Source organism: Mesorhizobium sp. 43Arga (assembly GCF_053714255.1).
This window is the reverse complement of the sequence record NZ_JBSKBO010000005.1, coordinates 475,154-499,457: the sequence shown is the minus strand read 5'-3', so window position 1 is coordinate 499,457 and position 24,304 is coordinate 475,154. Positions and strand designations below refer to the sequence as shown.

Annotated in this window: 26 protein-coding genes; 18 read left to right on the top strand and 8 right to left on the bottom strand. The window is 64.8% G+C overall.

Annotated features, from left to right (window positions below; translation table 11 throughout):
* Window positions 1-282: 282 nt before the first annotated feature.
* The 3 genes from ACWGS8_RS20540 to ACWGS8_RS20530 are packed head-to-tail and all read left to right on the top strand — an operon-like array spanning window position 283 to window position 1,274.
* Entirely contained in the window at window positions 283-465 is a 183-nt protein-coding gene (locus tag ACWGS8_RS20540; protein WP_454582627.1) for a hypothetical protein, read from the top strand.
* Window positions 462-719, top strand: coding sequence for a hypothetical protein (locus ACWGS8_RS20535; protein WP_454582626.1), 258 nt, complete (start codon window positions 462-464; stop codon window positions 717-719). Before ACWGS8_RS20540 ends, ACWGS8_RS20535 begins: the two co-directional genes overlap by 4 nt.
* Before the next feature lie 54 nt (window positions 720-773).
* On the top strand, window positions 774-1,274 hold the full coding sequence (locus ACWGS8_RS20530; RefSeq protein WP_454582625.1) for an MmcB family DNA repair protein: 501 nt from the start codon (window positions 774-776) through the stop codon (window positions 1,272-1,274).
* Between the two features lie 23 nt (window positions 1,275-1,297).
* On the opposite strand, the gene nhaA is transcribed toward ACWGS8_RS20530, so the two are convergent.
* From nhaA to ACWGS8_RS20505, 5 genes are all read right to left on the bottom strand, one after another.
* On the bottom strand, window positions 1,298-2,494 hold the full coding sequence (gene nhaA, locus ACWGS8_RS20525; RefSeq protein WP_454582624.1) for a Na+/H+ antiporter NhaA: 1,197 nt from the start codon (window positions 2,492-2,494) through the stop codon (window positions 1,298-1,300).
* 271 nt (window positions 2,495-2,765) lie between these two features.
* Entirely contained in the window at window positions 2,766-3,329 is a 564-nt protein-coding gene (locus ACWGS8_RS20520) for an ActR/PrrA/RegA family redox response regulator transcription factor (protein ID WP_010913121.1), read from the bottom strand.
* A 64-nt stretch (window positions 3,330-3,393) separates the two neighbouring features.
* Complete coding sequence (locus ACWGS8_RS20515) at window positions 3,394-4,725, bottom strand: ActS/PrrB/RegB family redox-sensitive histidine kinase (RefSeq protein ID WP_454582623.1); 1,332 nt, start codon at window positions 4,723-4,725, stop codon at window positions 3,394-3,396.
* A 26-nt stretch (window positions 4,726-4,751) separates the two neighbouring features.
* Window positions 4,752-7,214 carry an ATP-dependent helicase HrpB gene (hrpB, locus tag ACWGS8_RS20510; protein WP_454582622.1) on the bottom strand — a complete coding sequence of 821 codons (2,463 nt, stop codon included), beginning with the start codon at window positions 7,212-7,214 and terminating at the stop codon, window positions 4,752-4,754.
* A gap of 47 nt (window positions 7,215-7,261) precedes the next feature.
* The gene (locus ACWGS8_RS20505) at window positions 7,262-8,152 is read right to left on the bottom strand and encodes a DMT family transporter (protein ID WP_454582621.1); all 891 of its coding nucleotides are present in this window, start codon (window positions 8,150-8,152) and stop codon (window positions 7,262-7,264) included.
* Window positions 8,153-8,179: 27 nt separating this feature from the next.
* Between ACWGS8_RS20505 and ACWGS8_RS20500 the strand changes: the two genes are divergently transcribed.
* The 15 genes from ACWGS8_RS20500 (at window position 8,180) to ACWGS8_RS20430 (ending at window position 22,075) form a co-directional block, all read left to right on the top strand.
* Entirely contained in the window at window positions 8,180-8,869 is a 690-nt protein-coding gene (locus ACWGS8_RS20500) for a PIG-L deacetylase family protein (protein WP_454582620.1), read from the top strand.
* A gap of 284 nt (window positions 8,870-9,153) precedes the next feature.
* Entirely contained in the window at window positions 9,154-10,485 is a 1,332-nt protein-coding gene (locus ACWGS8_RS20495) for an ABC transporter substrate-binding protein (protein WP_454582619.1), read from the top strand.
* Between the two features lie 106 nt (window positions 10,486-10,591).
* Entirely contained in the window at window positions 10,592-11,539 is a 948-nt protein-coding gene (locus ACWGS8_RS20490; RefSeq protein ID WP_454582660.1) for a carbohydrate ABC transporter permease, read from the top strand.
* Entirely contained in the window at window positions 11,536-12,486 is a 951-nt protein-coding gene (locus ACWGS8_RS20485; protein WP_454582618.1) for a carbohydrate ABC transporter permease, read from the top strand. The genes ACWGS8_RS20490 and ACWGS8_RS20485 overlap by 4 nt, the downstream gene beginning before the upstream one ends.
* On the top strand, window positions 12,483-12,689 hold the full coding sequence (locus ACWGS8_RS20480; RefSeq protein WP_454582617.1) for a hypothetical protein: 207 nt from the start codon (window positions 12,483-12,485) through the stop codon (window positions 12,687-12,689). The genes ACWGS8_RS20485 and ACWGS8_RS20480 overlap by 4 nt, the downstream gene beginning before the upstream one ends.
* A 2-nt stretch (window positions 12,690-12,691) precedes the next feature.
* Window positions 12,692-13,804: an ABC transporter ATP-binding protein gene (locus tag ACWGS8_RS20475; protein WP_454582616.1), complete on the top strand. Its 1,113-nt coding sequence runs from the start codon at window positions 12,692-12,694 to the stop codon at window positions 13,802-13,804.
* The gene (locus tag ACWGS8_RS20470) at window positions 13,797-14,810 is read left to right on the top strand and encodes an ABC transporter ATP-binding protein (protein WP_454582615.1); all 1,014 of its coding nucleotides are present in this window, start codon (window positions 13,797-13,799) and stop codon (window positions 14,808-14,810) included. The genes ACWGS8_RS20475 and ACWGS8_RS20470 overlap by 8 nt, the downstream gene beginning before the upstream one ends.
* Window positions 14,811-14,883: 73 nt before the next feature.
* Window positions 14,884-16,527 carry a dihydroxyacetone kinase subunit DhaK gene (locus tag ACWGS8_RS20465; RefSeq protein ID WP_454582614.1) on the top strand — a complete coding sequence of 548 codons (1,644 nt, stop codon included), beginning with the start codon at window positions 14,884-14,886 and terminating at the stop codon, window positions 16,525-16,527.
* 72 nt (window positions 16,528-16,599) lie between these two features.
* On the top strand, window positions 16,600-17,202 hold the full coding sequence (gene dhaL, locus ACWGS8_RS20460; RefSeq protein ID WP_454582613.1) for a dihydroxyacetone kinase subunit DhaL: 603 nt from the start codon (window positions 16,600-16,602) through the stop codon (window positions 17,200-17,202).
* Window positions 17,199-17,588, top strand: a complete 390-nt coding sequence (gene dhaM, locus ACWGS8_RS20455) for a dihydroxyacetone kinase phosphoryl donor subunit DhaM (RefSeq protein WP_010913108.1) — start codon at window positions 17,199-17,201, stop codon at window positions 17,586-17,588. Before dhaL ends, dhaM begins: the two co-directional genes overlap by 4 nt.
* A 20-nt stretch (window positions 17,589-17,608) precedes the next feature.
* A complete protein-coding gene (locus ACWGS8_RS20450) occupies window positions 17,609-17,911 on the top strand; it encodes an HPr family phosphocarrier protein (RefSeq protein ID WP_454582612.1) in 303 nt (100 codons plus the stop codon).
* A 41-nt stretch (window positions 17,912-17,952) separates the two neighbouring features.
* Window positions 17,953-19,527, top strand: coding sequence for a phosphoenolpyruvate--protein phosphotransferase (gene ptsP, locus ACWGS8_RS20445; RefSeq protein WP_454582611.1), 1,575 nt, complete (start codon window positions 17,953-17,955; stop codon window positions 19,525-19,527).
* 9 nt (window positions 19,528-19,536) lie between these two features.
* On the top strand, window positions 19,537-19,962 hold the full coding sequence (locus ACWGS8_RS20440; RefSeq protein WP_454582610.1) for a hypothetical protein: 426 nt from the start codon (window positions 19,537-19,539) through the stop codon (window positions 19,960-19,962).
* A gap of 31 nt (window positions 19,963-19,993) precedes the next feature.
* Entirely contained in the window at window positions 19,994-20,980 is a 987-nt protein-coding gene (gene dhaK / locus ACWGS8_RS20435) for a dihydroxyacetone kinase subunit DhaK (protein ID WP_454582609.1), read from the top strand.
* Between the two features lie 72 nt (window positions 20,981-21,052).
* Window positions 21,053-22,075: a nucleotidyltransferase family protein gene (locus tag ACWGS8_RS20430; protein ID WP_454582659.1), complete on the top strand. Its 1,023-nt coding sequence runs from the start codon at window positions 21,053-21,055 to the stop codon at window positions 22,073-22,075.
* Window positions 22,076-22,084: 9 nt separating this feature from the next.
* Here ACWGS8_RS20430 and ACWGS8_RS20425 read toward each other — a convergent pair whose 3' ends face one another.
* Genes ACWGS8_RS20425 through ACWGS8_RS20415 form a run of 3 tightly spaced genes read right to left on the bottom strand, consistent with a single transcriptional unit; the run spans window position 22,085 to window position 23,805 of the window.
* Window positions 22,085-23,071: a serine kinase gene (locus tag ACWGS8_RS20425; protein WP_454582608.1), complete on the bottom strand. Its 987-nt coding sequence runs from the start codon at window positions 23,069-23,071 to the stop codon at window positions 22,085-22,087.
* Window positions 23,068-23,502, bottom strand: a complete 435-nt coding sequence (locus tag ACWGS8_RS20420) for a lasso peptide biosynthesis B2 protein (RefSeq protein WP_454582607.1) — start codon at window positions 23,500-23,502, stop codon at window positions 23,068-23,070. The genes ACWGS8_RS20425 and ACWGS8_RS20420 overlap by 4 nt, the downstream gene beginning before the upstream one ends.
* An 18-nt stretch (window positions 23,503-23,520) precedes the next feature.
* Window positions 23,521-23,805 (bottom strand): PqqD family protein, encoded by a 285-nt coding sequence (locus tag ACWGS8_RS20415; RefSeq protein WP_454582606.1) that lies wholly within the window; start codon window positions 23,803-23,805, stop codon window positions 23,521-23,523.
* Between the last annotated feature and the right edge of the window lie 499 nt (window positions 23,806-24,304).

Sequence of the window (24,304 nt, the reverse complement as noted above, 5' to 3'; positions counted from 1 at the left end):
TTGTTTTGTTCTCTTAGTTACAGGAAAAGGCGGATCAACTTTTTGATTTTGCTGACGTATTTATTTATTGTCTGACGATGTAACGTACTTCGGAGGTTCCGGTGGAAAACTCATTTTGTATTTTTGAGCGCGAATGCGGCGGATGGCTCGCGGTATCAGCCCCCTCTAGCGATTTTAGAATCGGGGTTATCGGGGCCACGGAGAAAGAAGCGGCTAGCCGCTTTGAGGCCGCTGTGGAAGTATGGGCATCTTTGCTGGCACCCAAGACCCAAGGCGGTGACGATGCCCACCAATAAACCCGACCATAAGACGCAACGGCAGAAGTTCGAAGATGCGGCGCGCGAGCTGGAAACCGACCAGTCCGACGAAGCCTTCGAGGCCGCTCTAGGCAAGATCGCTCACGCGCCCAAGCTCACCAATGAGCAGATAAAGGAACTGGCGCGTAAGAAGCGTGAGCGAGAATGAGCTTCGAGCATCTGGGGCGCCACTACGGAATCTACATGCAAAGTGACGGAGACCGGGACGGCATGGCGCTAGAGTTGATGGACGAAACCGAGCGCCCTCATTCACTCGTATTGGAGGTGTTCTACGCTGATGCGGACGGGACTATGACGCTCACCGCATATCGAGAAGCCGTCCCTCTCGCGCTTGTTGAGATGGTCGTATCGCAAGCCAAGCTTAAACTTCCTCCGGCTAAGTTTGGTTTGTCAACCAGATAATCGCCTCCTGCAGAGGGGTTCAAACCGTGAACAAAATCTGGCATGGTGCCTGTCATGCCGATCATTTCCCCCATCGCAATCAATCCCCTCATCGACGGTCGCCAATCCGAACGCGCCATGCTGGTGCGGCGTGGCGTCCAGCGGCTGCTCATGGCGATGGGCGCGCATGTGCTGCCTGAACTGTCATTGGCCACCGGCCGCCGCGCCGATCTGGTGGCGCTGACCCGGCAGGGCGACATCTGGATCATCGAGATCAAATCCTCGATCGAGGATTTCCGGGTCGACCGCAAATGGCCCGATTACCGGCTGCACTCCGACCGCTTCTTCTTCGCCACCCATCCCGGCGTGCCGGCGGAGATCTTTCCGGAAGAGTGCGGCTTCATCCTCTCCGACGGCTATGGCGCCGAAATCCTGCGCGATGCGCCGGAGCACCGCATGGCGGCGGCAACACGCAAGGCGCTGCTGCTGCGCATCGCGCGCGCCGGCGCGGCGCGGCTGCTGGCGGCGGAGCTGGCCGGCGTCTCGGTCCCGGCGCTGGAGGGGGAGAGCGAGTAGTTCGCAGAACCGCGAACCGCGCCCTACTCCGTCTCCTCATCCGCTCGACCCGCAGCCGGCGCCATCAGCAGCACTGTGGCGCCAAGGACGGCGGCGACGAAGGAACCGGCGAGGATGCCGACCTTGACCGCATCCTGCAGGGCCACATCGCTGGCGAAGGCGAGCAGGCCGATGAACAGGCTCATGGTGAAGCCGATGCCGCACAGCAGCGAGATGCCGATCATATGCGACCAGCCGGCATTGGCCGGCAGGTCGGCGAGACCAAGCCTTATGGCAAGTGCCGAGGAGCCGAAAACGCCGACCAGCTTGCCGACCACCAGGCCGGCGGCAACGCCCAGCGTCAGCGGCTGGATCAGCGCGCCAAAACTCAGGCCGGCTAGCGAAACGCCGGCATTGGCGAAGCCGAAGATCGGGATGACGAGAAAGGGCACGACCTTGTGCAGGCCATGCTCGAGCCTGTGCAGCGGCGAATGGTCGAAATCGTGGCCGATCCCGGCGGAGCGCTCGAGCGGAATGGTCAGCGCGAGCGCAACGCCGGCGAGCGTGGCGTGGACGCCAGACTTGAGAACCAGCACCCACAGAATGGCGCCCAGCACGAGATAGGGCACCAGCGTCATCACCCCCATGCGGTTGAGCACGACAAGCACAGCAATGACGGCGAAGGCGGCACCCAGATAGGCCAGTGACAGGCCGTTTGTATAGAAGATGGCGATGATGATGACGGCGCCGAGGTCGTCGATGATGGCGAGCGCGGTCAGGAAGACCTTCAGCGAGGCCGGCACGCGGCTGCCGAGCAGCGACAGCACGCCGAGCGCGAAGGCGATGTCGGTGGCGGTCGGGATCGCCCAGCCGGAGAGTGCGGCCGAATTGTTGCGGTTGATGAAGACATACGCCAGCGCGGGAACCACCATGCCACCGGCGGCCGCGATGCCGGGCAGGACGCGGCGTGGCCAGGTCGACAGCTGGCCGTCCAGCATCTCGCGCTTGATCTCCAGCCCGACGAGCAGGAAGAACACCGCCATCAGCCCGTCATTGACCCAATGCGAGATGCTGAGCGGGCCGAGATAGGCATGGAGGACGGAGAAATAGGTTTCGGCGAGCGGTGAGTTGGCGACGATCAGCGCCAGGGCCGCCGCCACCATCAGGATGATGCCGCCGGCCGCCTCACTGTCGAGGAATTCGCGGAAGACGGAAACCGGCCGCTGTTTCAAATCCTGCATGTCGCCTCCGCCGTCACCCGACCTGTCGGCCAGAACCTATAACCTAATGATGTGAAACGTCACTGGCGAAGCAAGACGCACGAGTTCATGCTGGCAATCCATGCCTTGAAAATTGGCCGAAACGCCCATCGCGTCGATCCATGCCGCGACTTCAAAGCGCTCCGGCGGTGGAAATTCTTCTCCGTTGAACTCTACGGCTGATATCACGGCATGGATCCTGGGGTCTCCGCGCCGCTTTGCGTCGCTACGCCCAAGGATGACGAAGCTCGGTTCAGCGCGGCGCGCGCTTGGCCAGTATGCGCTGAAGCGTGCGGCGGTGCATGTTGAGCCGGCGCGCGGTTTCGGAGACGTTGCGCTCGCACATCTCGTAGACGCGCTGGATGTGCTCCCAGCGCACGCGGTCGGCCGACATCGGGTTTTCCGGGGGTGCGGCGCGCTCGCCCGAGGTGCGGGTGAGGGCGGCGAAGATGTCGTCGGCGTCTGCCGGCTTCGACAGATAGTCGACGGCGCCAAGCTTCACCGCGGTCACCGCGGTGGCGATGTTGCCGTAGCCGGTCAGGATGATGGTGCGGGAATCCTCGCGCTTCTCGCGGATGGCGGCGACGACGTCGAGGCCGTTGCCGTCGCCGAGCCGCATGTCGACCACGGCATAGGCCGGCGGATTGGCGCGGGCCTTGCCTACGGCCTCCTCGACGCTCTCGGCGGTCTCGACCACAAACCCCCTGGTTTCCATGGCCCGGGCGAGGCGCGTGAGGAACGGCTTGTCGTCATCGACGATCAGCAGCGAGGTGTCCTCGCCTTCAACCATTGCGCCAATATTTTCATCGCCTGTCATCGTCGTAAGAATTCCTGCTGCCTTAATTTTACGCAGATATAGTTTTGCGCCGCTATTGTCCAATTTACGCAGTGTCAAACATGGTGGCGGGGGCCGTTTCCGGGTTCAGGAAGACCGATCTCGGCCACGAAATCTGGACCACGGCGCCCTCGCCCAGGCCGCTCGAATTGCGGAAATCGAGCGTGGCGCCCGAGCGTTCGAGCAGAGTCTTGGCGATGAACAGGCCGAGCCCCAGGCCGCCGCCGGCCTCGGTGCCCTGGCGCGTCGACATATAGGGCTCGCCGATGCGGTCGATGATTTCGGGTGGGAAACCTGGCCCGTCATCGATGATCGAGAAGGTGACGGTCGCCTCGTCCCAGCTCCAGCGCACGGTGACGCTGTTGCGGGCGAAGTCGACGGCGTTCTCGACCAGATTGCCGAGGCCGTAAATCACGCCCGGGTTGCGGCGCCCGACTGGCTCCGGCCCGGTGCGTTCGCCCGGGCGAAGCTTGATCGAGATGCCGAAGTCGCGATGCGGCGCGGTGACCTCCTCGACCAGTGAGGTCAGCGGCAACCGGGACAGATGCGCCTCGCCCTCCGACGACAGGCTGGTCAGGCGCTTGAGGATTTCGCGGCAGCGTTCGCTTTGCGAGCGCAGCAGCTTCACGTCTTCCCCATATTTCGGGTCGCTGCCGAGCGCCTTTTCCATCTCCTTGGCGACAAGCGTGATGGTGGCGAGCGGCGTGCCGAGCTCATGCGCGGCCGCCGCCGCCAGGCCGTCGAGTGCCGAAAGGTGCTGTTCGCGCTGCAGCACCAGTTCGGTGGCGGCAAGCGCATTGGCCAAGAGCCGCGCTTCGGCGGCCACTCGAAAGGCATACATGGCGGTGAAGGCGATCGAGGACAGCACCGCCATCCACATGCCGGCGACATAGATGAAAGGCATGGCCAGCGGCGCGCCTTCATACCAGGGCAAGGGCAGATGGAAGAACACCAGCAAGGTTGCCGCCAGCATCACCAGCCCGCCGAGGATGGCGGTGAGGCGCAGGGGCAGCGACGTCGCCGAAATGACGACTGGCACGGTCATCAGCAGCGAGAACGGATTGGTCAGGCCGCCGGTCATGTAGAGCAGCCCGGCAAGTTGCAGGCTGTCGAAGATCAGGATGCCGAAGGCGGCAAACGGGGTGAGCCGGTGGGCAGCCGGAAACCTGAAGGCCAGGAACAGGTTCATCCAGGCCGAACAGGCGATCAGCGCAAAACACAGGCTGACCGGCAGCGGGAACTTCAACCCATAGGCGACGACGAGCACCGCCACGCTCTGGCCGACAATGGCCAGCCAGCGCAGCCGGATCAGCGTGTTGAGGCGCAGCCGCTGGCTTTGCTGAAAATCGGGCGCGTTCAGGATGTTGATCATGGCCATGGATTACAGCCGGGAAAGCAGGAGCGCTAGGTCCCGCGTGGCTTGGCACGGGCGGTAGCCGCCGCAAGCAACGGGTTTTCCGGCCAGACATGTTTGGGATAGCGGCCGCGCATGTCGGCGCGCACGTCGGCCCAGGAGCCGCGCCAGAAGCCGGGCAGGTCGCGTGTCGTCTGGATCGGCCGATGCGCCGGCGACAACAGTTCGAGCGTCAGCGGCACGGTGCCGTTGGCAATCGAAGGGTGGCGGTCGAGGCCGAACAGTTCCTGTACCCGAACAGCAAGCACGGGCCATTCGCCGTCATAACGGATCGGGACATGGCTGCCGGACGGGGCGTCGAAATGCGTCGGCGCCAGCGTATCGACCTTGCGCTGCAGTTCGTACGGCACGAGCGAGGCCAGGCCGGCCGAGACGACACCGGGATCGATGGCGGCCAGGGAAGCCGCCCCCGACAGGAAGGGCAGCAGCCAGTCGTCGAGGCGCCCGATCAGCGCTTCATCCGACATGTCGGGCCAGGGTGCGCCGAGACCACGATGCAGCCAGGACAGCCGCTGGCGCAGCGTCTCAGCCTCCTTGCTCCAGCCCAGCAGCGACAGGCCGTGCTCGCGCAACGCATCTGTTATGGCGCGGTCGGCATCGGCGCCTGAAGGAGCCGGCAGCATGCGTTCAGCGAGCGTGATGGCACCCAGGCGAACGGTTTCACGCACGCGCACGGCGCGACGCTCGCGATCGAAACTGGTTTGCCGGCGCGTTTCGATCCGGTCGGCCAGCGTGGCGCGGATGTCGTCCTCGCTTATTGCCGCGGCAGCCGCGATGCGGGCATTCTGCGCCTTGCCCTGCAGGTCGGCCACGACAAGAAACGGCTCGCCAGCCAGCGGGTCGGCGGCATCGAGCATGGCGCCGGAGCCATTGGCCAGCACGAAGCGGCCGCGCTCGCCACGCGCCTTGGCGACGCGGTCCGGCCAGGCGTTGACGAGAAGAGAACCGGCGGGTACAGCTTCGCTGTTTTTCGTACCGCCCACCTGTCTCGCCAGCCTCTCCGCGAGTTGCCGCGCGGCGGTGGCGCGGGGCGATCTTTCGCCGCGAAAGCGCACCAGCCGCCGCTCCAGATCGGCGCCGTCGCCGCCAAGGCCGCGTTCGGTGAGCAGCACCGCCAGCATGGCCGACTCGCCCGCATGGCCGCTCTTCGCGGCCTCGGCGACCATATGCGCCAGCCGCACCGGCAGAGCGAGCTTGCGCATTGAAGCGCCCGCTTCCGTCAAACGCCCCGGCTCGTCGATGGCATGGAGCGCGCGCAGCAGCACCCTTGCCTCGTTGAGCGCCGGCGCCGGCGGCGGATCGAGGAAGGCGAGACCGGTCGGGTCGGCGACGCCGAAGGCGGCACAGTCGAGCAGCAGGCCCGAAAGGTCCGCTTCGAGGATTTCCGGCGGCGTGAAGGCGGGGAGCGCCGCCGTCTGTTCGGCGCGCCACAGCCGGATGGCGACGCCGGCCTGCGTGCGCCCGGCCCGGCCGGCGCGCTGGTCGGCGGAGGCCTTGCTGACGCGCACCGTCTCCAGCCGCGTCAGGCCGCTCGCCGGGTCATAGCGCGGCAGCCGCGACAGGCCGGAATCGATGACGACGCGCACGCCGTCGATGGTGATGGAGGTCTCGGCGATCGACGTCGCCAGCACCACCTTGCGGCGGCCCGGCGGCGCCGGCCTGATCGCCGCGTCCTGCGCCTTGCCGTCGAGGAGGCCATAGAGCGGGACGATGTCGGTGTCGGCGCCGACCTTGCCGGCCAGCCGTTCGGCGGTGCGCTCGATCTCGCGCTGGCCGGGCAGGAAGGCAAGCACGCTGCCGCTCTCGTCGGCAAGGGCAGCACGGATCGCCTTGGCCATCGCGTCCTCGATCGGGACGCCGGCCGGCCGTTCGTTATAGCTTATATCGACGGGGAAAGCGCGGCCCTCGCTTTCGATCACCGGCGCGCCCGACAGGAGTTTGGCGACGCGCGCGCCATCCAGTGTCGCCGACATCACCAGCAGCCTCAGGTCCGGCCGCAGCGCACCTTGCACGTCAAGTGCCAGGGCAAGGCCGAAATCGCCGTCGAGCGAACGCTCGTGGAATTCGTCGAAAATTACCGCCGAGACACCGGGCAGTTCGGGATCGTCGAGGATCATGCGCGCCAGCACGCCCTCGGTGACGACCAGTATCCGCGTCCCGGCCGAGGTGCGGTTTTCCATGCGCATGGCATAGCCGACGGTCGCGCCGGGCTCCTCATCCAGCAATTGCGCCATGCGGCGCGCGGCGGCGCGGGCGGCGAGCCGGCGCGGTTCGAGCAGGACGATCTTGCCCGCGCCCAGCCACGGCGCATCGAGCAGCGCCAGCGGCACCAGCGTCGTCTTGCCGGCGCCGGGCGGCGCCACCAGCACGGCGCTGTTGCCGGCGCCGAGCGCTTCGCTGAGCGCCGGGAGCACAGCGGATACCGGAAGCTCCGGCAGGGATCTTGCAGTCATCGCGTCCGCATATCAGCGGTCACGGTCACCGTGCAACCGGCACCGGCTCAAAGCCGGGTGCGCGCAAACGGGTTCCAGCGCACGGTGCCCAGCCGCACCTCCTCGCGCACCATGGTCAGCAGGCCGGAGCCGCCGACGATCGCGAGGCCGACCAGCGTCAGCCAGTCCGGGTATTCCTGGAAGAACAGCGCGCCAAGGATCACTGCCCAGACGATCTGCGAATAGTGCGTCGGCGCGATCCGGTTGGCGGCGGCGTATTTGGCGGCGAGCAGCTGCATGAATTGTCCACCCGCCGTGAAGGCGCCCGCCATCGCCAGCCAGACGAGCTGCACGGCACTCGGCAAGGTGAATGAGGTGGCGGCGGCGCCGGCCCCGTTGAACAGCAGGCCGTAGCCGACAAGCACGCCGAGCATCGAGGTGCGCTTTTCCTGCTGGGCGAGCGAGCGCAGCAGGATGACGCTGGTCGCGGCGAGGAAGGCATTGACGAAGGCGGCAAGGTGGCCGAGGTTCAATTCGCGAAAACCCGGCCGCACCACCAGCATCACCCCGGCAAAGCCGGCGACCACGGCCAGCCACCGCCAGGGGCCGACCTTTTCCTTCAGGATGACGGTGGACAGGATGGTGACCAGCAAGGGCGCCAGGAAGATCAGCGCGTAGACTTCGGCAAGCGGAATGTGGGTGAAGGCATAGACGCTGAGCACGCCCGACGCGATGCCGGCCCAGGCGCGCGCCTGCACCGCCCATGGCCGCTTCATGCGCCAGAAATCGAGCCAGCGCTCGCCCGCCGGGCGGGTGAAGAACAGGAAAAAGCCGGCAAACAAAGTGACGAAGAAGCCGATCTCGAAGACGGTGAACTGTCCGCCCAGGCTCTTGATAACGGCATCGCTGCCCGAATAGCTTGCATAGGCGATCAGGGCGAGCAGGATTCCGTTCGGCACGTTTTTCCATTTCCGGGGGAGAGTAGCTTGAAAATACTGGCGCTCGGTGCGCATCCGGACGACATCGAGATCTTCATGTTCGGTACGCTGGCCGCCTATGCGGCGCAAGGCGCAGAACTGACTTTTGCCGTGGCCACGGATGGGGCCAAGGGCGGCAAGAGTGATGCCACGGTTCTTGCCCGTGTCCGTCGCGAGGAGGCCAGGGCGGCGGCCATGCTGCTTGGTGCTGAGCCACGCTTTCTCGACTTTCCCGACGGCGAGCTGGTCGCCGATGCCGCGCTGATCGGCACGCTGAAAACGCTGATCCGCGAGACCGGGCCGGATCTGGTGATCACGCACGCGCCCAACGACTATCACGCCGACCACCGCGCGCTGTCGGACGGCGTGCGCATCGCGGCGTCGTTCGCGGTTCCGGTTCTGCATGCCGACACGATGGGCGGCACGGGGTTTTCGCCGACGCATTATGTCGATATTTCCGCCCATGCCGAGATCAAGGCCAAAGCGATCCGCATGCACCAGTCGCAGGATCCTGACCGCTTCGTCGACATTGCGCGCACGCAGAATCTTTTCCGCTCCGGCCAGTGCAATGGCGTGCAGGGGTCGCTGGCCGAAGCCTTCCGCTTCGAGCCGATGTTTCCTTTCGCCGACATCCGCGCGCTGCTGGCGCCGGCGCCAGCGATCCGGCCGGTGATGGTGAGCAGCAGACCGGTCGACTGAGCTCGCGGACGATCTCAAGGCGGGCTCGAAACCCCGCCGCGCAATTTCCATGGATCGGTATGCGTCCGTCCGGCCTGCACTTTTCCCAACGTTTTCAGACACCAGCGCAACCATGCTGCGACGCAGCAACGAATTCGCTTGCTTTGTTTAGTAAAAATGGCATCACTAAACAAATTACTAAACATCTGCCGCGCTCCGGCGCCGCCATGTTTGGGCCTCTGAGGAGAGAGGTTGAGAGCTCTTGAAACCGTCATCCGGGCGCGTTTCGCAAATGGGAGGAAGGCATGAAATCGAGCTTGAAAATGGCGTTGGGACTGGCCTCGGCGATTGCAGCGTCGACAGCCGTCTCGAACGCCGCGCACGCTGAAGACCTGACGCTTTGCTGGGCCGCGTGGGACCCGGCCAACGCACTTGTCGAACTGTCCAAGGATTTTACCAAGGAAACCGGCATCGGCATGAAATTCGAATTCGTGCCGTGGACCAACTATGCCGACCGTTTCCTCAACGAACTGAACTCGCACGGCAAATTGTGCGACCTGATCATCGGCGACAGCCAGTGGATCGGCGGCGCGGCCGAGAACGGCCACTACGTCAAGCTGAACGACTTCTTCGACAAGGAGAAGATCAGCATGGACGACTTCGTGCCGGCGACCGTCGTCGGTTACTCCGAATGGCCGAAGAATACGCCGAACTACTGGGCGCTGCCGGCCATGGGCGACGTCGTCGGCTGGACCTATCGCAAGGACTGGTTCTCCAAGCCCGAGCTGCAGAAGGAATTCAAGGAGAAGTATGGCTGGGACCTCGGCCCGCCAGCCACTTTCGACCAGCTGAAGCAGATCGCCGAATTCTTCCAGAAGCGGCAGATCGACGGCAAGACGGTCTATGGCGCCTCGATCTACACCGAGCGCGGCTCGGAAGGCATCACCATGGGTGCCATGGACGTGCTCTACAGCTATGGCTTCCAGTACGAGAACCCCAAGAAGCCCTATGAGATGGAAGGCTTCGTCAATTCCGAGAAATCGGTGAAGGGGCTGGAATTCTACAAGGCGCTCTATGATTGCTGCACCCCGCCCGGCGCCTCCAACAGCTATATGGGCGAAGGCGTCGATGCCTTCAAATCCGGCCAGGTGGCGATGCACATGAACTTCGCCTTCACCTGGCCCGGCCTGCAGAAGGACGAGAATGTCGGCGGCGACAAGATCGGCTACTTCGTCAATCCGAAGGGTCCCGATGGCGACCAGTTCGCGCAGCTCGGCGGCCAGGGCATCTCGGTGGTGTCCTATTCCGACAAGCACGAATCGGCGCTGAAATACATCAAGTGGTTCGCCAACAAGGATGTGCAGGCCAAGTGGTGGTCGCTCGGCGGCTATTCCTGCCTGAACGCCGTGGTGAAGGACCCGAAATTCCCCGCCAGCCAGCCCTACGCGCAGGCCTTCCTCGACTCGATGGCCATCGTGAAGGACTTCTGGGCAGAGCCGAGCTACGCGCCGCTGCTGCAGGCCTCGCAGAAGCGCTTCCATGACTATGTCGTCGCCGGCCAGGGTTCGGCCAAGGATGCACTCGACGGCCTGGTCAAGGACTGGACCCAGGTCTTCCAGGACGACGGCAAGATGTAAGGCTCCTCCCGAGCCCGACCCGAGCGTCCCGTGCCGCCCTTGGCACGGGACGCAGTTCAGATAAATTCCATTATCGAGACTTGACGTGACCGAAGCAGGACTGACCATGCTCAATCGGACCGCGGAGAACGTTGCCCGGGCGACCCCGGAACCGTTGGCCCGCAAGGTCCGGGGCATCAGCGACAAGGGCCTCGCCTGGCTGTTCATTTCGCCGACGATCCTGTTGCTGCTGGCCATCAACATCTTCCCGCTGTTCTGGGCGATCTATCTGTCCTTCACCAATTACCGGGCCAACCGGCCGAACGAAGTGGTGAAGAATCTCGGCTTTGCCAACTACCAGCGCATCCTCGGCGACCAGGACATCTGGATCGCCATGCAGACGACGGCGCATTTCGTGTTCTGGACCATCCTGTTGGAAACGCTGATCGGCTTCACGCTGGCCTGGCTGATCGACCGGAAATTCCGTGGCCACGCCTTCTGGACGACGCTGATCCTGGTGCCGATGATGCTGTCGCCGGCGGTGGTCGGCAATTTCTGGCGCTTCCTCTACGAGCCGCAGATCGGCCTGTTCTCCTATGTCATCTCGTTCGTCAGCGGCATTCCACCGACAAGCATCCAGATGCTCTCCAACGTGTCGCTGGCGCCATGGTCGATCATCATCGTCGATACCTGGATGTGGACGCCCTACGTGATGCTGATCTGCCTCGCCGGACTGCGCTCCATCCCCGAATACATCTATGAGGCGGCCGAGGTCGACCGCGCCTCCAACTGGCGGCAATTCTGGTCGATTACCCTGCCGATGGCGCTGCCCTTCATCATGCTGGCGGTGCTCTTTCGCGGCATCGAGAACTTCAAGATGTTCGACATGGTCAACCTGCTGACCGGCGGCGGGCCAGGCTCCACCACCGAGGTCGCCTCGATCACGCTGAAGCGGCAGGCTTTCGAGAGCTGGCGCACCGGCTATTCCTCGGCCTTCGCCATCATCCTGTTCGTGGCGGTGTTCGGGTTGGCCAACATCTACGTCAAGGCGCTGAACAAGGTGAAGCAGAGATGAGCCTGACCACTGCCCACTCGGTCGTCGCACCGTCAGCGAATTCGAAGCGCATCGCCGGCGCGATCATCATCGCCTACGCGCTGATCTCGATCGTGCCGCTCTTGTGGATCTTCGCCACCAGCTTCAAGACGCCGCCGGATTCCATCGCCTATCCGCCCAAAATCGTGTTCCAGCCGAGCATCGAGGGCTATTGCAACCTGTTTACGACGCGGACGCGGCAGACGCCGGAATACATCAACTCGCTGGGGCCGGCGACCGGCTTCTGCGACGAGACCGTGCGCAAGCGCAACATGGTGATCGCCGGCCCGTCCAACTTCGTGCCGCGCTTCCTCAACTCGCTGATCATCGCCTTCGGCTCGACCTTCTGCGCGGTCTTTCTCGGCACGCTGTCGGCCTATGGTTTCTCGCGCTTCAAGGTGCCGCTCGCCGACGACCTTCTGTTCTTCATCCTGTCGACGCGCTTCATGCCGCCGATCGCGGTCGCCATTCCGATCTACCTGATGTACCGCGAGCTTGGCTTGTCGGACACCGCGCTCGGCATGATCTTGCTCTACACGGCGGTCAACGTGTCGCTGGCGGTATGGCTCTTGAAAGGCTTCATCGACGAGATCCCGCGCGAATATGAGGAGGCGGCGATGATCGACGGCTATACGCGGCTGCAGGCCTTCTGGCGCACCGTGCTGCCGCAAGCGACCACCGGCATTGCCGCGACCGCCATCTTCTGCCTGATCTTCGCCTGGAACGAATATGCGTTCGCGGCCCTTTTGACCTCGGGCACGGCGCAGACCGCGCCGCCCTTCATCCCCACCATTATCGGCGAAGGCGGCCAGGACTGGCCGGCAGTCGCCGCCGGCACGACGATCTTCCTGGTGCCGATCCTGGTTTTCACCATCCTGCTTCGCAAGCAATTGCTGCGCGGCATCACCTTCGGCGCGGTGCGCAAATGAGCATGACCAAATCAGTCAAACGCAAATCGCGCTGGCCGGTCTGGGCCCGGCGCGGCCTGATGGAAAACATCGCCACAGTGCTGATCGCCATCGGCTTCCTGATGCTGTTCCAGCCTTTCGCGCTGTCGCTCTACACCTATTCCTTCATCACCATGCTTGCCGGCACCGTGATGTTCATCATCGTCTCGAAGTTCCCGGAATAATCATGGCCGAAATCCGTGTTCAGCACCTGAGAAAGGCCTTCGGCGATTTCGTCGCCGTGCAGGATTCCAATTTCATCGTCGAGGATGGCGAGTTCTTCGTCATGCTCGGCCCGTCGGGCTGCGGCAAGACGACGACGCTGCGCATGATCGCCGGGCTCGAACTGCCGACCGGCGGCGAGATCCTGCTCGGCGGCGAGGACGTCACCATGCTGCGGGCACGCGAGCGCGACATCGCTTTCGTCTTCCAGCTGTTCGCGCTCTATCCGCACATGAATGTGCGCAAGAACATCGGCTTTCCGCTCTTGGCGCAAGGCATGCCGTCGGCCGAAATCCGCGCGCGTGTCGAGGAGACGGCAAAACTCCTGCGTATCGACCATCTGCTCAACAAATCCGTCTCCGGCCTTGCCGGCGGCGACCGCCAGCGCGTGGCGCTCGGCCGCGCCATCGTGCGGCGGCCGAAATGCTTCCTGATGGACGAGCCGCTCGGCACGCTCGACACCGAATTCCGCGATTTGATGGTCCATGAATTGCGCGAACTGCACAACCGCATCCACGCCACCACCGTCTATGTCACGCATGACCAGATGGAAGCGATGTCGATGGCCGACAAGATCGCTGTGATGAACCACGGCGTCATCGAGCAGTTCGGCACGCCACGCGAGATCTATGACCGGCCGGCGACCATGTTCGTCGCCGACTTCATCGGCTCGCCGCCGATGAATTTCCTGGGCTTCGGCGGCGGGCTCGCCAAGGGTGCCAAGGAGATCGTCGTCCAGGGCGCGAAGGTCGCGGTGCCGGAGGTGCGCGAGGATATCGCGCCGGCCGACATGGCGCTCGGCATCCGGCCCGAACACATCCGTTTCGACGATGCCTCGAAGCTGCGCGGCGCCATCTACGGCACCGAATATCTCGGCACCACGCAGATCGTCGCGGTAGAAACCGCGGACGGCATCATCAAGGCACGGGTGCCGGCCGAGATCCGGCTCAATGCAGGCGACCATGTCGGCCTGGCCCTGAACAGCGCACGGCTGTCGCTGTTCGACAAGGGATCGGGCCGCGCGGTGAGAACCGCGGTCCACGACACCGCCTCTCAGGGGAGAGCGCAGCATGGCTGACGTGCACATCAAGAACGTGACCAAGAGCTTTGGCGAGCATGTCGCCGTCAACGGTCTCGACCTGCACATAGCGGACGGCGAGTTCGTCGTGCTGCTCGGGCCGACCGGGGCCGGCAAGACGACGACGCTGCGGCTGATCGCCGGGCTGGAACGGCCGGATGCCGGCATCATCGAGATCGGCGGCCATAATGCGACGACGCTGTCGCCGGCCGAGCGCGACACGGCCTTCGTGTTCCAGCAGTACTCGCTCTATCCGCATCTGTCGGTCTACGACAATCTCGCCTTCCCGCTGCGCTCACCGGCGCGGAAAATCCCGGAGGACCAGATCCGCCGGCGGGTCGAGGAAGTGGCGAAGATGGTGCGTATCCACCACAAGCTCGCCAACCGCTCGACCAAGCTGTCGGGCGGCGAGATGCAGCGCGTCGCCATCGGCCGCGCTTTGGTGCGCAAGCCCGCCATTTATCTGATGGACGAGCCGCTGTCGTCGCTCGACGCCAAGCTGCGGGCGGATCTGCGACTGGAGCTGAAGCGCATCCAGTCCGAACTCGGCGCCACCATGCTCTACGTCACCCACGACCAGATCGAGGCGATGACCATGGCCGACCGCATCGGCATCCTTGCCGACGGCGTGCTGGTGCAGATCGGCTCGCCGCGAACCATCTATTCGGAGCCGGCAAACCTGCATGTCGCGGCAAGGCTCGGCCAGCCGGCGATCAATCTTCTGCCGACCGGCCTGCTGCCCGATGGCAGTGCACCGGCGGGAACGAAGACTATCGGCGCGCGCACCGAACATCTGACGATCGAAAAGGCCAGGAATGGTCATGCCGACGGCGTCGTCGACTGGGTCGAGCATCTCGGCGACCAGAACCATCTGCACGTGACCGTGGGGCCAAGGAAGCTGGTGACGCTGACCGACCCGGACACCGATCTGGCGCAAGGCGACAAAGTGGTGATCCGCTACCGCTCGCCGCTCTATTTCGGCGCCGATGGACAAAGATTGATGTGAACGGTTTCGGTGTTTGCCCGCCAAAGGGGCAACGCCGCTGCTGATTGACGATTGCGAGTACGGGACGAATTCGATGAAGCACTTTTTCAACCGCAGGGAAACAATCGTCACCGAGGCGCTGGACGGCCTGTTGCGCACCATCGGCTCTGGCGGCCTCGCGCGCCTCGACGGCTATCCCGAGATCAAGGTCGTGCTGCGCGCCGACTGGGACAAGTCGAAGGTCAGCGTCGTTTCCGGCGGCGGCGCCGGGCATGAGCCTTCGCATGCCGGCTTTGTCGGCAAGGGCCTGCTGACGGCGGCGGTCTCCGGCGAGATCTTCGCTTCGCCGAGTGTCGAAGCGGTGCTCGCTGCCATCCGCGCGGTCACCGGCCCGGCCGGCTGCCTGCTGATCGTCAAGAACTATACCGGCGACCGGCTCAATTTCGGCCTGGCGGCGGAAAAGGCGCGCGCTGAGGGCTTTCGCGTCGAGATGGTGATCGTTGCCGACGACATCGCGCTGCCTGATATTGCCCAGCCGCGCGGCGTCGCCGGCACCCTGTTCGTGCACAAGATTTCTGGCCATCTGTCGGAGGCCGGCCACGATCTGGCCGATATCGCGGCGGCGGCGCGGGCGGCGGCGAAGGATATCGTCTCGCTCGGCATGTCGCTGTCCTCCTGTTCCATCCCCGGCCAGCCGCATGAGGACAGGTTCGGCGAAAATGATGGCGAGCTTGGCCTCGGCATCCATGGCGAGCCAGGCGTTGAGCGCATCGCGGTGCAAAGTGCGGACCGGCTGGTGGCGATCATGGCCGAGCGCCTGGCGGCGCGGCTCGACCCCAAGGCCAGCCATGCCTTGCTGATCAACAATCTCGGCGCGGTGCCGCCGCTCGAAATGTCGCTGGTTGCCAATGCGGTGCTGGCCTCGCCGCTGGCCAAGACGGTCAAACTGTCGATCGGCCCCGGGCCGCTGATGACGGCGCTCAACATGAACGGCTTCTCGCTGTCGCTGATCCGGCTCGATGCGGCGCGCGAGGCCGCCTTGCTGGCGCCGGTCGGCCCGCATGCCTGGATGCCGGCCAAGCCGGTCACGGCACCCGCCATCGTGCCGATGGCGAAAGCAACCGGACAGAGTGCTGCGCACAAGGCCAGCCAGGATGCCGGCAGCAGACGCCTGATCGTCACGGTCTGCGAAAGACTAATCTCGCTCGAAGCGACATTGAACGGGCTCGACGCCAAGGCCGGCGACGGCGACACCGGCTCGACGGTGGCGACCGGCGCGCGCAGCATCCTCGAGCGGCTCGACACGCTGCCTCTGGCCAACCCAGCGGCGACGCTTGGCGCGATCGGCGACATATTGAGTTCGTCGATGGGCGGCTCGAGCGGGGTGCTTTTGTCGATCTTCTTCACGGCGGCGGCACAGGCCCTCGGCGGCGGTGCCAGTCTGTCCAAGGCACTGCTTGCCGGACTCGAGCGGATGAGTTTCTACGGCGGCGCCAAACCGGGTGATCGCACCATGGTCGACGCGCTGGAGCCCGCGCTGAAAGCGCTCGACGCCGACGGGCTGGAAGAGGCAGCGGCCGCCGCCCGGCGCGGCGCAGATGCGACGGCCGCCATGGAGAAGGCGAAGGCCGGACGGTCCGCCTATGTCGGCACCAGATTGCAAGGCGTGGTCGACCCCGGCGCGCATGCGGTGGCCGAGGTGTTTTCGGCCGCCGCCACGCTGCTGGTCACGGCCTGACGCATGCGCCAGTTGTCGAATGACCGTTCTTTCGCTACTGCCGGCAGACTGGAAACCGGGATTTTGGGCGATATGGAGGCATTGAACCTTGCCAGGCTGATCGCGGTGGCCGCCGATACGATTGCCGCTCACGCCGAGGAATTGACGGCGCTCGACCAGGCGATCGGCGACGGCGACCATGGGCTGAACATGAAGCGCGGCTTCGAAGCCGTGCGGGAGGAGGCTGATGCGTTCGCCGCAAAGCCGCTGCCCGACGCCCTGAAAGCGATCGGCACCAAGCTGGTGATGACGGTGGGCGGCGCTTCAGGTCCCTTGTTCGGCACGCTGTTCATGGCGCTGGGCAAGGAGATCGCGGCGGATCCCGATCGCAACAACCTGGCCGCTGCCTTCGGCAAGGCGGTCGAAGCGGTGGCCGCGCGCGGCAAGTCACAGGTCGGACAAAAAACCATGCTCGATGTGCTGCAGCCGGTGCATGACGCCTTGGCCGGTGACAAGACGGCGGCCGAGATAGCCGACATCGCCGACGCCGCCGCGGAGGCGACCGTACCTATGAAGGCGCTGCGCGGCCGCGCTTCGTTCCTCGGCGACCGTTCGATCGGCCATATGGATGCCGGCGCGCGCTCGACCGCGCTGCTGGTGCGCTCGGTGGGGCAAGCGATCGGGGCAAGCGCATGAGCAATGTCGGGATCGTGATCGTGTCACATTCGCCGCTGGTCGCGGAGGGCACGGCCGACATGGTCCGGCAGATGGTGGGCGACGAAGTGCCGCTTGCATGGTGCGGCGGAAACGGCCATGGCGGGCTCGGCACCAATGTCGAGGCGATCATGGGCGCCATCGACAAGGCCTGGTCGGAAGCCGGTGTCGCCATCCTTGTCGATCTCGGCGGCGCCGAGACCAACTCGGAAATGGCGGTGGAGATGATCGGCGAACCGCGTGCGCAGAAGATCATCGTCTGCAACGCGCCGATCGTCGAGGGCGCGGTGATGGCCGCGACCGAATCCTCCGGCGGCGCCTCGCTGAAGGAAGTGGTGGCGACGGCGCATGAATTGTCGCCGTCGTGAGTGAACGGGATTTCTGAAAAATGTCCGCAGCCGCCGAAGCGACCGTCCTGATCACCCACGATGTGGGGCTGCACGCGCGTCCTTCGGTGAAGTTCACCAAGCTGGCCAAGACGTTTGCCGCTGACGTGGAAATCGCGCTTGCCGCCAACGGGCCGTGGTTCGACGCCAAGAGCATCGTCAAGGTGATGGCAGCCAAGGCGCCGAAGGGCACTATGCTGTACATCAGGGCAAGCGGCAGCGGCGCCGATGATGCCGTGCGCGCGCTGATCGACCTGGTGCAGCGCGATTTCGACGAGGACGCCGGTCATGTCCGCTCGGCGTGAGGCTCGGCCGCTTCTTCGCCGGCCCGCAGGGAATGCGGGCCATGCGGATTGAGGGTGTTCCGGCCTCGGCCGGCTATGCCGAGGGGCCGCTGTTCGACCTCGACCGGCCGCCCCCCGTCTACACCGGCAAAGCCACCGCTGCGGAAGAAAAGATGGCGCTGGAAGCCGCGATCGGCACGGCAGTGAGCCGGCTTGCGGCCATGGTGGAGGCCGCCGACAGTGACGCCGCCGGCATACTTGAATTCCACATCGCCATGCTGGAAGACGACGCCTTGAGCGCGCCCGCCTTCGCGTCGATCGCTTCCGGACGGGCCGCCGACGCGGCATGGCGGCAGGCGCTCGATGCCGAGATCGCCGGCTACGAGACCTCCGACCAGGACTATTTCCGCGCCCGTGCCACGGACCTGCGCGACATCAGGGACCAGGTGCTGCGTGCCCTGACCGAGGACGTCGACAGCACGGCACCGACCGGTGCCATACTCTGCGGCGAGGATATCGCGCCGACGCGCTTTCTCGAAACCGACTGGAGCCATGGCGGCGGCATCGCGCTAACGGCAGGCAGCACGGCCAGCCATGTTGCCATGCTGGCGCGTTCGCGTGGCGTGCCGATGGTCGTGGGTCTGCGCGAAACGTTTGCCAGTCTTGCCGGCATGGCACTTCTCGACGCCGAGCATGGCAGCATCGTGCTGGCGCCCTCGTCGGCGGAGATCGGCGCGTTCCGGCAGTCATCCGCTTCCTTCGCGGCCCGCCAGGGCAAGGCGCAACGTTTTCTGGCACGGCCGGCAGTGACCAAGGCCGGCACGGCGGTGCGCGCTCAGGTCAACATCGCCGACCCCTCCGATGTCGAAGGCATCGACATCGTGACCTGCGACGGGGTCGGCCTGATGCGCACCGAATTCCTGTTCGGCAAGAGTTTGCCGGATGAGGAGACGCAGTATCGCGCCTATCGCAAGGTGCTGGAATGGGCCGGCGAAAAGCCGGTGACGATCCGCACCGTGGACGCCGGCGGCGACAAGCCGGTACCGGGCTTCACCATCGAGGAAGGCAATCCGTTCCTTGGCCTGCGCGGCATCAGGCTGTCGCTGGCGCGGCTCGACATCTTTCGCGTACAGATCAGGGCATTGCTGCGCGCCGCGCCACACGGCAATCTCAAGGTGATGTTTCCGATGATCGCCATGGCCGAAGAGTATGAGCGCGCAGCAGCTCTGTTCGCCGAGGAGCAGGCGGCCCTTGCCGCGCGTGGCGTCGCGCACAAGATGCCGCCGCTGGGCATCATGGTCGAGGTGCCGTCGGTGGCCATCGCGCCGGAGGCCTTCGCCGGCGTCGCCTTCTTCTCGATCGGCTCCAACGATTTGACGCAATATGTGATGGCCGCCGCGCGGGATAACGCTGCCGTGGCCCATCTCAATTCCGTCCGCCATCCCGCGGTGCTGCGGCTGATCGGCTCGGTCGTCGCCTTCGGACGGGAAAACGGCATTCCAGTCAGCCTGTGCGGCGATGCCGGCGGCGATCCGGCCGCGATTCCGTCGCTGCTCGAAGCGGGCCTGCGCGATCTCTCCGTCGCACCGGCGCAACTCGCCATGGCCAAGGCGGCCATCGCGGATGTTTCGGTCTAGGCGTCCGGCATGATTGAGATCAAACCCGTACCCGGCTCCGAAGAGGCGATACGCGCCTACAAGACGATCCTGTCGCAGGTCATCGACCAGCGCCCGTCCGGCATGCGCCAGCGCCTTGCCGACGCGCTCGGCAAGCACCGCAGCTTCGTGACGCAGATTTCAAGCCCGGCCTATACGGTGCCGATTCCGTCGAAGCATTTGCCGGCTATTTTTTCCGTCTGCCATTTCAGTCCGGCCGAGCGGGATCAGTTTCTCGCCGCCTACCATCAGGCGCATCCGGGAAAAATGTCGATCGCCGCCGGCATGCGCAAGACGCGTCATGTGTCGCTTGTCGTGCCGGATTTCGGCGACGACAAGCAGAATGCGGCGCTCGACCGGGCGATCAACGAATTCATCCAGAAGATCACCAGCATCGCCGGCAAGGGTGGCAGCTGACCATTCTTGCCGGGCTGTTTGGGAGGACGCCATGAAGAAATTTATCAACGCGGTGGACACGGTGCTGACCGAGAGCCTCGACGGTTTCGTGGCCGCGCATGCCGATATCCTGGCGCTTGGCGAGGACCATAAATTCGTCCGCCGCAAGACCTTGCGGCCGGGCAAGGTGGCGCTGATCTCCGGCGGCGGGTCTGGCCACGAGCCGCTGCATGCCGGCTTTGTCGGCCATGGCATGCTGGATGCCGCCTGCCCAGGCCAGGTCTTCACCTCGCCGACGCCGGACCAGATGCTGGCGGCGGCGCAGGCCGTCGACACCGGCGCCGGCTGCCTGTTCATCGTCAAGAACTACGAGGGCGATGTGATGAATTTCGACATGGCAGCCGAAATGTCCGACGGCGTCCTGCAGGTGGTGACCAATGACGATGTCGCCGTCGAGAATTCGTCCTATACGACCGGCCGGCGCGGCGTCGCCGGTACGCTGGTGGTGGAAAAGATCGTCGGCGCGGCGGCCGAGCATGGCCTGGCGCTGCCGGTGCTGAAGACGCTGGGCGAGCGCGTCAACGCCGCCACCCGCTCGATGGGCGTGGCGCTGACGAGTGGCACCGTGCCGGCGGCGGGCAAGCCGACCTTCGATATCGGCGACGGCGAGATGGAATTCGGCGTCGGTATCCATGGCGAGCCCGGCCGCCGGCGCGACACTTTGAAGAGCGCCGACGCGATCGCCGAGGAGATCTGTACCGCCATCCTGGGCGATCTCGGCGACAAGGCGAAAGGACCGGCGCTGCTGTTCGTCAACGGCTTCGGCGGCACGCCGCTGATGGAGCTCTATCTTATGTACAACAGCGCGCGAAAGATTTTCGAGAAGCGCGGCGTGACGATAGTCCGTTCGCTGGTCGGCAGCTATGTCACCTCGCTTGACATGGCCGGCTGCTCGATCACCCTGACCATGCTCGATGACGAGATGACCGGCTGGTGGGACGCGCCTGTCCACACGGCGGCATTGCGCTGGGGCATGTGAGGCTGGCTTCGGCCGCGCTTTTCTGCAACCATTCCTGACAATTCATTTAGCGATGACATTTTGTCCTGGCTGATGCTGCCGTCCCTCACCCGCGCCGAAGAAAGATTGCTGCTGCGCTTCGCCGATCCGGAGGTTGCGGCAGTCGGCGAAGAATTGTCGGTAAAGGCACTGTCGGCGCTGCTCGACAATGCCGAATTCCACGGCGTCCTGCCGATCATGCTGCGCAAATTGCAGGAGCGTGGCGACCCGCATCTGCCACCTGACGCCGGCCTGCGGGAGAAGCTGGACAATCTGCGCGACAAGGCGACGATCGCCACCGGCCAGTCAATGCTGCTGCAATATCATGGCGACCGCATCATGAGGGGGATGGCGGCGCAAGGCATTCCGGCGCGGATCGTCAAGGGACCGGTCTTCGCGCGCAAGCTCTATCGCCACGTATCCGACCGGCCATTCACCGACATCGACATCCTGGTCGAGCCCGCCAATCTGGCGCGGGCAAACCGGGTGATCGCGGCATGCCGCTTCGAACTCGGCAGCAATAATGCCGAATCCTACCGGCTGCAGGAATTCAAATGGCTGGAAAAGGAGAATTCGAGCCTGCTGGTCGAACTGCATGGCGACCTGGTGCATGACACCGGCATGCGGCGGCGCCTGTCTCTGGGTTTCCGCGAACTGGCCATCATCGACGGCGATGCGACGGACACGCCGGCTGCGCTTTTGACGATCGCCATCGTGCACGCCGCCGGCGGTCACAAATTCCATCGCCTGCAGCTTTGCGTCGATGTGCTGCAAGCCGTGCGGGCGCTGCAATCGGCCGAATCCGAAACCCGCCTGTTCGACGCCGCCCGCATGACCGGCATCGAGCTCGAACTGGCGATCGTGCTCAACGTGACCGGCGAGCTGTTCGGCGAGGGCCGCGCGCTTGAACTCGCGGGCCGGATCAAGCCCGACCTCTCGATAAGGCTGGCCAAAAGGCTGATCACGACGAACACGCTGCTCAGGGTCAATTCCCGGGAAAAGATCGGCTCGCGCCTGCGCCGCGATGCCTTCCGCTGGATCCAGCGGCTGGCCAAGGCCAGGCCCTACGCAGCCTGAAACTCCAGTTCAGTCCTGCGCGGTCAATGTGGCTATGATCGGCGCCGCCGCGTCGGCCGGGCGTGCGCCCACTTCCAGCGTGAAGGTCGGCACCGAGGAAACCAGTCCGCCGATCGTTGCCAGGCGGCGCTTCTGCAACGGCAGCAGGCCGGTCATGCCGGTGCGGACATTGTCCAGCGCCAGCGCCACCATCGCATCGGTGCGGGCCATGCGCACGAGCCGGGTTTCATTGTCGGCGGAGCGCGCGAGGTGCAGCAGGGCCGCCACCGGCCTGGCAACCGGCCTTTCGATGCGGACGATCTCGCTCAACCGCTCCAGCGAGACGGCCTGCTCGCCATTCCTGTCCCATGACGGGCCGAGACATGGCGCAACCCGCGGGATCATTTCGGCGGTCTTCTGGTGGATCTTGACCTGGCGCGGCAGACCCCAGGCCAGGGGTTTGCCGGAAGCGACATTCAGGATCATGGCATCGTCGGAGCACAGACCAAAACCTTGCGTCGCCAGCGCCAGCGAGGTCGTGGTCTTGCCGGTGCCGCTCGGCGCATGGATCAGCACAAGGGCATCTTGGCCCGGCAGCGTCAGCCCGGCGGTGTGCAGCATATGCTGACCGCCGGCGTCGAGTGCCGCGTCCAGCACCAGCATCGACGGCGTCCAGGCGGCTTTCGCACCAGGGCGAACCCTGAGTTTCGCCCACCCTTCCTCGTCATTGATGGCAACGGTCTGGCGCCCGGGAAAGACGAGATGGATAGTGCCGCCGTCGGCGACCATGCGGCAGTAGCCGTCTTCGGGTATCTCGCCGTCGAAGACGAGCGATCCGCCGGGGTCCTCATCCAGGACATCCGCCTCGGTGATATCGAGGCGAAAGCCAGTCTCGACGGCGCCTTCGGTGCGCAGGACGCCCAGCATCCGGTCGAAATCGCGCCACAGTTCGGGCCGTTCGGCCGAGATGCCGAGGATTTGGCCGTTGAGGTCGTAGCAGGCTGAAGGCCTGGTCAAGCGGGGCGCGCTTTCGAGGCATCGGCATGGTGGCGATAGATCTCGACCATGCCGGGAAGGCTGTCACTGACCACCGGCCTGCCGTCGAGGCAGACCCAGCAATGCGCCGAGACGCGCGGTGTCTGCAGTGAAGTCGGGTCAACGCCGAAACGCAGTTCCGGATCGAAGCCGGCGAGGCGCAGGAAACGATGGCCGAGCAAGCCTTCGCGCAGGCATCTGCGGTCGCGCATCAGCCAGGGATGGCGGACGGTGTGGTTGATGCGGGCGACGATGTAGGCGGCCGGCAGGCCGCGATAGGGCGTCGGCGAGGCGAGCGGCGCCCATTTCAGGACATCCTCGAAGCTGCGCCCGGCAATGAGAACCGGAATAAGCCGCGCGCTTGCCCAGAGATGGCAGCGAAACAGGGCACGCAGGAGCGGACCGTCAGCCATCAAGCGGTACCTTAGCCATCAAGCACCTGGGGCGGCGAGGATGCCTTCCGAGACCAGATCGGCCGCCAATGCCGCCATGTCCACGTCGAGCGTATCCTTGTCGACCTCGAACTCCTCGCAAAGCAGGCCGATGATGTGATCGAGGCTGCGCGCACCGTCGATCTTGTCGAGAAAGGCTTCCGTCGTGCCGTTGCAGGTATAAAGTTGACCGCTGCGCGCCAGAAGCACGACCGCACCGTCGCCGACATGCTGGACCGAGGCATCGTCCGCCAGCCGCAAGATCGTACCAGAGACAATCTCCATCACCAACTCCGACAAGCCTGCACGAACCCCGAAATGAGATAGCGCGGTGGTGGGGTGCTGTCTATCGGCCGGCCGGAAGAGACGGCCCATGCTGCTTTGCGTCCGACAGAGTCCGGCCGGTCGCAAAATGCACCATCACCCGTTCCCCACCGAAAATCATCCCCAAAATAGTCGCCGCCATGACGCTCCAGGCAAGTGCGTCGACGGACCGGGCCGTTGCTTTTCTTCCCCTAAGTAAGGTAAGGACTCCCGGGGTTTTGGGGAGATAGCGTATGCGTTACAACTGGGAGCGGGCTCCGACGACTTTCGAACGTCATCGGAAAGCCCTGGCGGCAGCCATTTTGATCTTCGGCGGCGTCGGCCTCATGCTTGTGGCCCTGCCGATCTAGCGCGATCGACATTTCGCCCCATGAAACCGTTTGTTAGACGGCTATCGGGCGGCCTCTCAACGGGGCTGCCCGGTCACGGCGATGAAGCGGCGGCCGCCGACCGCCAGCGA